The organism is Sedimentibacter saalensis, assembly GCF_007830175.1.
Taxonomy (GTDB): Bacteria; Bacillota; Clostridia; order Tissierellales; family Sedimentibacteraceae; genus Sedimentibacter; species Sedimentibacter saalensis.
Window position 1 is genome coordinate 1 of record NZ_VLKH01000019.1, and the last position, 8,522, is coordinate 8,522.

Sequence of the window (8,522 nt, forward strand, 5' to 3'; positions counted from 1 at the left end):
GGTTTTAATCCCAGTTTCCCGAGGCTATTCCTGTGTACAGGGCAGATTGTTCACGCGTTACTCACCCGTCCGCCACTAAGCATATCCGAAAATATACTTCGTTCGACTTGCATGTGTTAGGCACGCCGCCAGCGTTCGTCCTGAGCCAGGATCAAACTCTCGTTTAATATTCTTGCTCAAGATAACGCATAGCATTATCTGTCTTTTTTTACTTTTTGTTTTGTTTGTTCTTTTTTAGAACTCTCAAAGGTTTCTTATGCTGTTTTATTGTCTAAGTTCGTCGCTGTCAGTTGAGACAGCTTTAATAGTTTATCACTTTTGCTTTAACTTGTCAATAACTTTTTTATTTCTTTTTTCTTGACTCGCCGCTTCCTGCGAAGACAGCTTTGATAGTTTACCACATCAGCTTTTCTTTGTCAAGAAGTTTTTTCTTCTCTTCAAAACTATCTTTTATTAAATTTTGCTGCGGTGTTCAACAGCTTTGTTAGTTTACCACACCCCAGTGATAAAGTCAACTGGTTTTTCACTTCTTTTTCGGTTTTTTTATTGATTGTTTTCTACCGAACCCGAAGTGCTTTTATATTCTAGCTTACTTATGCCTCTTTGTCAATCCCCTATTTCAATTTTTAGTCTCATTTTTTAAAATTGCTTTACGTTAGCTATTATGCTTTAATTATAGGAAGATAAACAATATATAATTTAGATTAATATGTAAATAAATGTATTATTTTGTTGAATTTTGAATACATATATAATATAATTATCCAAAAGAACCGTTTACAAGCAGGGGGTGCTGTTTTGAAAAATAAAGAGAAAAAGCAATTGACTTCATCTGAGCTGTCGTTTTTCTGCATGCAGGTAGCAATGGTATTGAAATCAGGCATGCTTATTTCTGATGGTATTGAATGGATGTACAACGATATAGAGGAAAGCAACGTTAAAAATGCGCTTGGTGTTGTTCTTGATGAACTTTCAAACAAGGTACCTTTATACAAAGCAATGGAAAACTCAGAATACTTTCCTACATATATAATAAGCATGAGCCAAATAGGAAGTGTAACTGGAAGGCTAGAAGATGTAATGACTTCATTGTCTGAATATTATGACAGAGAAGATTTCATAAAGGCTAAAATCAGGAACTCTGTATTTTATCCGTCCATGCTTTTTGTTATGATGTCTTTTGTTATAATATTGCTTGTAACTAAAATCTTCCCTATTTTTGAAGGAATGATTAAGGAGCTTGGAGGAGAGCTGCCAGGAGAGTCATCAGCTTTAATATCCTTTTCTACAGGTATAATGGCAGGTAAGTTTACAATGGCAGCGACAATTGCAGTGCTAATGCTCATTGCAGCAATATTTGTTCTTACAAAGACTAAAAATGGCAAAAAGTCCTTCAATAAATTTTTAAGTTCTTTTGGTCCTACAAAATCTATAATGAAGAAAGTCACTGCGTACAGATTTGCTTCCAGCATGTCTCTTCTTCTTTCAAGCGGCATGAACATAGATTCATCAATGGATATTCTGCTTGATGTAACTGAAGAGCCTGAACTTAAAAGCAAAATTGAAGAATGCAAAACTTCCATGAATTCAGGAGAAAACTTTCTTGATTCATTGTCAGATCTTTCTATGTTTTCAAGCATGCACATACAGATGCTCAACATGGGTCAGCGCACCGGCGAAATGGACATTGTGATGAAGAAACTGACAAATATTTATGAAAATGAGGCAGATCAGGCAATAAGCAATTCAGTTGCACTGATTGAACCGGTGCTTGTTGGAATTTTGTGCGTTGTAATTGGTTTTATCCTCATATCTGTAATGCTCCCTTTGATGAACATAATGTCATCAATAGGATAGCAGAAAGGAATGATACTTTGAGAAAATTAGTGCTTAAAATACTATCTGTTGCCGTTGTAATCATTTTTGCAGCTTTTTTATACATGTCTGTAGACAACGCTCAAAAAGGCAGTGATAATGAAATGTATGAAATACTCACTGATGCCATTGCAAGAAGTGCAGTGCAATGCTATGCCATTGAAGGCTTCTATCCTCCCGACATTGAATATCTGGAGGAAAATTACGGGTTAGTTGTGAACCACGACAAATACGTAATAAGTTACAATGTGTTTGCTTCAAACATCATGCCTGAAATAGAAGTTTTCAACAAATAATCATCGTGGAAGGATTGTTATGAACTCAAAAAACTTTTCAAAGCAGTTTTCTTTTCAATTTGTATTTATTATGCTACTTTTTCTCATCATTGTAATATTATCAGTGATGATTATTGTTTTAGGCAAAAACATATATGTAAACATCAACGAGGACAGAGACAGCAATTATGAATTAAGGGTCTCCCTTTCTTACATAGCTAATAAAATTCGTCAGTCAGACAAACAAGGAACTGTTGAAATAAGAAATTATGAAAACAATAACGCTGTTGTAATAAACGAAACTTATGATGATGAAAATTATGAAACGTGGATTTATTTTTATGACAATGCAATATATGAGATGTTCACAGACGAAAACGCTACATTTCTGCCTGAAGAAGGCATGAAGATTGTTGATTGTGACAGTCTTGAAATAACTAAAATAAAAGATAATCTGTATAAGTTCGCTGTAAGCAGCAGCGCTGAAAGTTCAGAACTGGTTTTGAACTTATACTCAAACAATTAGGTGGTGATCAATTGAAAAATAAATTGTCCATCAATCTCGAAGTTTCTCTTGTAGAAATCATTTTGTCAGTCTTGATTTTTGCTGTTGCTGGAGTAATAATGCTCAACTGTTTTGCCTATGCAAAATACACGCAGGAAAAAGCCAACGACAAGGTTGCTGCTTCATGGCTTGTTCAGTCGGACGCTGAAATGATTAGATCTGCTGATACTTTAGACCAGGCAGTTTTATTCCTGGCAAAAAAATATGAAAAAAAAGCTAAAGATGGAAGTTCAGATATATACACCAATTATTACGATAAGGACTGGAAACCTTGCAGCGAAGAAGAACAGGAATACACCTTGAATACTGTTATCTCACTTGATGAAAAGGAATATGGTGAATTTATGGATATAAAAATAACCGCAGAGAAATCAAAGCCCTACCCCTTTATAGACAAGGGCAAATTGACAAGTCCCGTTTATTCTATTGAAACCGGCAAGTTTTTTCAAACTCTTGAATCAGGGAGGCAGTGATGGAAACCCAAAATAAAAGATTGTCCAATGTTTCTGTTGGAATGGGCGGAACATTAATCATCACCATATTTGTAGTTTTAAGCCTCACTATTTTTGCCACTCTTTCATTTACAACTGCTCATTCTGATTTGAAACTTGCAGTTAAAACCGAGAAAATATCATCAGATTATTATAAAACAAGCAGCAAGGCAGAAAGAATTCTATCAGATGTTTACAGTGCAATGATGGAAGCAAAAGAAAACATAAGTGAAGATTCTGCAGCAGACGAAGACACACTATACTATGCCGCACTTTCAAAAAAACTTTCTGAATTTGAAGATGTTGATTATGTTTATGAAGAAGGAAAATTCACTGTTTATTATGAATCATCAGGAGAAATGAACCAAAAGATAAGCGTTGGTCTAGAAGTTTTTTATGACGAAAAAAACAATGATCCTTATTACAAAATCACATCATGGAATCTTGCAAACATAGAACTGCCTGTTTATGAAGAAGAAAATTATGACTTATGGGAAGGAATAGAAATTAAATGAAAACCATTGATATATTTCAATTAGCTATAGAAAAAAAGGCATCCGATATTTTCATCATTGCCGGAAGGCCCTTGTCTTTTAAAATAATGGGTGACATTGTGTCTTATGACGACATTCAGCTTTCGGCCGATGACACTTATGGGATAATATATGACATATTTAAGGTTGCTAATCAGGAAAGTCTTGACGAGCTGTCAACAGAAGGAGATGTGGACTTTTCTTTTTCTCTTCCAAAGCTTGGGCGTTTCAGAGTGAGTGCATACAAGCAAAGAAACTCATTTGCTGCAGTCATAAGGGTTGTGCTGTTTGAGCTGCCGGATCCCGTCAAGCTTGGAATTCCTGATGTAGTTATGAATCTTCACTCCAAGACAAAAGGCCTTATTTTAATAACAGGCCCTGCAGGAAGCGGAAAATCTACAACTCTTGCTTGCCTCATAGACAAAATAAACACTGAACGCAACTGCCACATCATGACATTTGAAGATCCTATAGAATATATTCACAAGCACAAAAGATCAATTGTGAGCCAGAGGGAAATATCAACAGATTCCAAAAGCTATATTTCTTCACTTCGCTCTTCATTGAGACAGGCTCCGGATGTAATGCTCATTGGAGAAATGAGAGATTTAGAAACCATAGAAATAGCCCTAACAGCTGCCGAAACAGGTCACCTGGTTCTATCCACCCTTCACACTACGGGAGCCGCTAACACCATAGACAGAATAATAGATGTATTTCCTTCAAATCAGCAGCAGCAAGTAAGAATTCAGCTTTCAATGCAGCTTCAGGCAGTTATATCACAGCACTTGATTCCGTCTCCTGTACGTGGAAGAGCTGCTGCCTTTGAAGTTATGCTTTCAACAAATGCAGTATCAAATCTCATAAGAGAATCAAAGGTCCACCAGCTTAACAGCGTCATTTATTCCTCGGAAGGAAAGGGCATGAAATCCATGGACACAAGCATTTATGAGTTATACAAAAATGGCATAATTTCAAAGGAAAATGCTGTGCTTCATTCCATAGACCCTGACCTTATGCTGAAGCTTCTCAACAAGCAATAAAACTGCAAAATAAAACCCCTTTCGGGGTTTTATTAATTATAAATTTCTTATTTAATAATAAGGGCGGACACAAGATCCGCCCTTATTATTTGGAGAAAAAAAGTTTGTCATTATTCTGACCCTAAATGGGGTTTTTAATATTCAAATTGTTTTGTATAATACTTGCTGTCTATGAGCTTATTTGTATATTCCATCACTCTCGGGCTGTTGGATTGTTTTGCTGATGATGCTATTGTGCTGTCCATGAGCTTCCATTGTTCCCCGTCAAAATACATTTCATTCAATACTATCCATCCGGTTTCTTCAGTGTAAACTTCATTCCATGCATGGAATGCGCTTAAGTTTGAAGAATATCCTGTAACCAGTTTTGCAGGTATTCCTTCAGAGCGAAGCATCGACGCCATAAGTGAAGCATAATCAAAACATATTCCCTTGTTGCTTGTTAGTATATCATCTACATTTGGAAGATATCCGCTTTTAACTGTCTTAGCCTTTTCATTGTCATATGCTATGTTTGTAATAACATAATCATAAATTACATCCAGCTTTTCAAAATCTGTTGTTAAGTCCTTTGTAAGCTCATCAGCCTTCTTTGCAGCTGCTGATTCTCTTGTGAAGTTCACAAGCTGGTTTGGCACAAGAAACGGCAAATTTTTGTCCTTGAGTTTTACTTCAATTGAAACGGTCTGTTTTGCAGCATACTTCGTTCCGCTTATATTTTCAAAAACCTTCACACTGTATGTACCATCTCCCATTTGAAGAGGATATGTGTCGTAGTTTCCTTCTCCGTTTAAGTCGTATGTGTACTTGCCTTTACCCTTTTCTATTATTACCTTCAGCTTTTTAGTCGTAGGATTTAAATATTTAACTTTAATATAACCTTCTTGAGCAGCTGAAGCATCTATTTCTGATTTTGTGCTTTTATAAATGCCGTCTGCACCGAAGCAAAGAGCTGAAGAAGTCAACAACAGCATTATTAACAAGGTAAATACAGTTCTTTTTGTGCATTTAATATTTTTTAAATTTTTCATATGCTTGTCCCCCGCAAATAAAAAAACTTCGCAACGATGCGAAGCAATAGACTAAGTAATGTACCTGAGTACAGCAACTGGCTGTCATACCATTTTCATGGGTTAGACCCTATAGCTTTGCGCCATTTTCTTTAGAAAATTTTGCCTATTTAATTAAGCTCATCATATCACTTGGGATAATAATTGTCAACAAAATATTTCCAATTTTGACATAGCAGTTCTGTATCATATGAATGTTTTAATGTCACATAGATAACAACAAAACAGTCCCCTTGTCAGGCAATAAAAAAACCTCGTTTCAAACGAGGTTTTTTTATTGCGGTGAACCGCATAATTGGTGCGGATGAGAGGGTTCGAACCCCCACGCCGTGAGGCGCTAGATCCTAAGTCTAGTGCGTCTGCCAGTTCCGCCACATCCGCGCAACCAGTTGTTTGCTCAACAACAAAATTGATTATACTACTGTGAGCATGCTTTGTCAAGCATTATTTTACAAGATTTATTTTTAAATTTTACAAGCTTTTCAAAACTGTCTATTACTTCGATGTTATTGTTGAAAATTGAGGTTTGTCCTATGCATGAGCACACGCTTGTGGTGTATGCTACTGGCTTGTTGAATGCATTTGCGAACTTCACTGTATGGGATGTTCCTCCCTTCAGTCCTCCTTCTATTACTATTATTCCTTCAGACAATGCAGCAATGACTCTGTTTCTGTCTATGAATGCATTTTTCTCTGCTTTTGCATTTGGAGGAAGTTCTGACACAATAGTACCGCCATTCATCAATATCATATTGTACATTGATTTGTTATTTTTCAAAATATATAAATGACCTGCAGGAATAACAGCTATAGTCCTGCCCTTTGCTGCAAGGCAGCCGTTGTGTGCTGCTTCATCACATCCTGAAGCAAATCCGCTTACAACGCAGCATTTTTCTTCTGCAAGTTTTTCAGCAAATATGGAGCTTATTTCATACCCTTCCTGAGAAGGAGTCCTTGTTCCTACTATTGCTATATTGTAGTCATGATTGAGCAATTCAACATTTCCGTCCACATAAAGAATCAATGGTTTATCTTCAATCAGATGAAGTTTTCTGGGATATTCCTTGTCATAAATGCTAATGATTTTTATATTTGCTTTTTTGCAGCATTCAAATATAGCAGAAGCATCACTTTCCACTTTTTCCAAATCAATATTGATTTTTTTTATTCCCATGTCTTTTATAAATTTTTCAACTTCAGAAAAGTTTGTCAAATTAACTTTCTTTGCTTCCATGAATTTCAGGATTTTGCTTATAGTCTTTCTGCCTAAACCATTAACGAGCTGCAGCCTTACTATATCTTCGTTGCTTATCATCTTTGATCCCCTTGTGATTAGTTTAAATCGGAAGGCATGTTTCTTCTCCCAGTAAGTTACCATTATATATGTTTTTACATTTTAACACAATATTCAACAAAAAAAAACTCTTCTTTATGGAAGAAGAGTTAAGAAAATTTAATTATTTATCCAATTGTTACTAAAGGTTCTCCCGTGCTCACTGTTGAAGACTTGGAAGTATGGATTTTATTAACAACTCCATCCTTTGGAGACACAATTTCATTTTCCATTTTCATCGCTTCAAGTATCAGAATAAGTTCTCCTGCCTTTACAGCCTGACCTTCTGTAACCTTTATATCAAGAATTGTACCAGGCATAGGAGCTGTCAAAAGCTCTCCTGGAACAGGTGATTCAGGTGCCTTGGGAGCTGGTGCCGTCTTTGGTTCCAAAGACTTTGGAGCCGGTGCAGATGATGCTGGTGCTGGTGTTGCCTGTACTGCCGGTGATTGTTGTACAGGAGCATATGTGAATCCACCCTGTCCTGCTCCTACTTCTTCTACTTCTACAGCATATGATTTGCCGTTTACTGTCACATTAAATTTTTTCATTCTATTCCTCCGTATTATCTCATTAACTTCATTCTTCCTGCCACTGCCCATATTGGATCCATTTCAGGTGTTCTTTTTATATTTCTTACTATGAACTTATCCGTTGAAGATTCAAGAATAACTGCTATGGCAGCTGTTATTGCTGCCACTGTTTCTTCCTCTTCATCCATTGATGCAAGCACCGAAGCTATAACTGCTGCAATTTCATCTTCGTCATCTTCAATAATTTCTTCATTAAATTTTTTTACTTCTGTATCTTTTTTATGTTTGAAAAAACTGTTTATAAAATTCATACATGCCCCCTTACAGAGGAATATTGCCATGTTTTTTTACAGGTCTTAATTCTCTTTTGCCTGACAACATGTCAAATGCGCTTATTATTCTTTTTCTTGTTTCTGATGGCTCTATTACCTGGTCCACGTAGCCTCTTGCTGCTGCCGTGTACGGATTTGCCACTGTATTTCTGTATTCCTCTATTTTTTCCTTACGTTTTGCGTTCTGGTCTTCAGCCTCAGCTATTTCATTTTTAAATATTATGTTTGCTGCTCCGTCCGGTCCCATTACTGCTATTTCTGCTGTTGGCCATGCAAGCACCATGTCGGCTCCAAGTTCCTTGTTGCACATTGCTATGTATGACCCGCCGTATGCTTTTCTTGTTATTACTGTTACCTTTGGTACTGTTGCTTCTGAATACGCATAGAGCATTTTTGCTCCATGTCTTATTATTCCTCCGTATTCCTGATGTGTTCCCGGCAAAAATCCCGGTACATCCATCAGTGTAAGAAG

Annotated in this window: 11 protein-coding genes, 1 tRNA gene, 1 rRNA gene and 1 riboswitch; of the genes, 6 read left to right on the forward strand and 7 right to left on the reverse strand. The window is 36.5% G+C overall.

What is annotated here, in order from left to right; genetic code table 11:
• Positions 1–167, reverse strand: a 16S ribosomal RNA gene (locus LY60_RS17735); the annotation flags it as partial.
• Between the two features lie 631 nt (positions 168–798).
• Here LY60_RS17735 and LY60_RS17740 point away from each other — a divergent pair.
• The 6 genes from LY60_RS17740 to LY60_RS17765 are packed head-to-tail and all read left to right on the forward strand — an operon-like array spanning position 799 to position 4,782.
• The gene (locus LY60_RS17740; protein WP_145087075.1) at positions 799–1,857 is read left to right on the forward strand and encodes a type II secretion system F family protein; all 1,059 of its coding nucleotides are present in this window, start codon (positions 799–801) and stop codon (positions 1,855–1,857) included.
• 17 nt (positions 1,858–1,874) lie between these two features.
• Positions 1,875–2,171 carry a hypothetical protein gene (locus LY60_RS17745; RefSeq protein WP_145087078.1) on the forward strand — a complete coding sequence of 99 codons (297 nt, stop codon included), beginning with the start codon at positions 1,875–1,877 and terminating at the stop codon, positions 2,169–2,171.
• 19 nt (positions 2,172–2,190) lie between these two features.
• Positions 2,191–2,676: a DUF4860 domain-containing protein gene (locus tag LY60_RS17750; protein ID WP_145087081.1), complete on the forward strand. Its 486-nt coding sequence runs from the start codon at positions 2,191–2,193 to the stop codon at positions 2,674–2,676.
• Positions 2,677–2,687: 11 nt separating this feature from the next.
• Positions 2,688–3,188, forward strand: coding sequence for a type IV pilus modification PilV family protein (locus LY60_RS17755; RefSeq protein WP_145087084.1), 501 nt, complete (start codon positions 2,688–2,690; stop codon positions 3,186–3,188).
• Entirely contained in the window at positions 3,188–3,721 is a 534-nt protein-coding gene (locus LY60_RS17760; RefSeq protein ID WP_145087087.1) for a hypothetical protein, read from the forward strand. The genes LY60_RS17755 and LY60_RS17760 overlap by 1 nt, the downstream gene beginning before the upstream one ends.
• Positions 3,718–4,782: a type IV pilus twitching motility protein PilT gene (locus LY60_RS17765; protein WP_145087090.1), complete on the forward strand. Its 1,065-nt coding sequence runs from the start codon at positions 3,718–3,720 to the stop codon at positions 4,780–4,782. Before LY60_RS17760 ends, LY60_RS17765 begins: the two co-directional genes overlap by 4 nt.
• A 134-nt stretch (positions 4,783–4,916) precedes the next feature.
• Here LY60_RS17765 and LY60_RS17770 read toward each other — a convergent pair whose 3' ends face one another.
• The 6 genes from LY60_RS17770 to LY60_RS17795 form a co-directional block, all read right to left on the reverse strand.
• The gene (locus LY60_RS17770; protein WP_145087093.1) at positions 4,917–5,813 is read right to left on the reverse strand and encodes a transglutaminase-like domain-containing protein; all 897 of its coding nucleotides are present in this window, start codon (positions 5,811–5,813) and stop codon (positions 4,917–4,919) included.
• A 69-nt stretch (positions 5,814–5,882) separates the two neighbouring features.
• Positions 5,883–5,969: riboswitch (cyclic di-GMP riboswitch) on the reverse strand.
• Positions 5,970–6,148: 179 nt separating this feature from the next.
• A tRNA-Leu gene (locus LY60_RS17775) sits at positions 6,149–6,233 on the reverse strand.
• Between the two features lie 37 nt (positions 6,234–6,270).
• Positions 6,271–7,167 carry a DNA-processing protein DprA gene (locus LY60_RS17780; protein ID WP_170226293.1) on the reverse strand — a complete coding sequence of 299 codons (897 nt, stop codon included), beginning with the start codon at positions 7,165–7,167 and terminating at the stop codon, positions 6,271–6,273.
• A 146-nt stretch (positions 7,168–7,313) separates the two neighbouring features.
• A complete protein-coding gene (locus LY60_RS17785) occupies positions 7,314–7,736 on the reverse strand; it encodes a biotin/lipoyl-containing protein (RefSeq protein WP_145087099.1) in 423 nt (140 codons plus the stop codon).
• A 14-nt stretch (positions 7,737–7,750) separates the two neighbouring features.
• Positions 7,751–8,029, reverse strand: coding sequence for a hypothetical protein (locus LY60_RS17790; RefSeq protein ID WP_145087102.1), 279 nt, complete (start codon positions 8,027–8,029; stop codon positions 7,751–7,753).
• Between the two features lie 10 nt (positions 8,030–8,039).
• Positions 8,040–8,522: carboxyl transferase domain-containing protein (locus LY60_RS17795; protein ID WP_281291885.1), on the reverse strand; the 483-nt coding region annotated here is incomplete at its 5' end.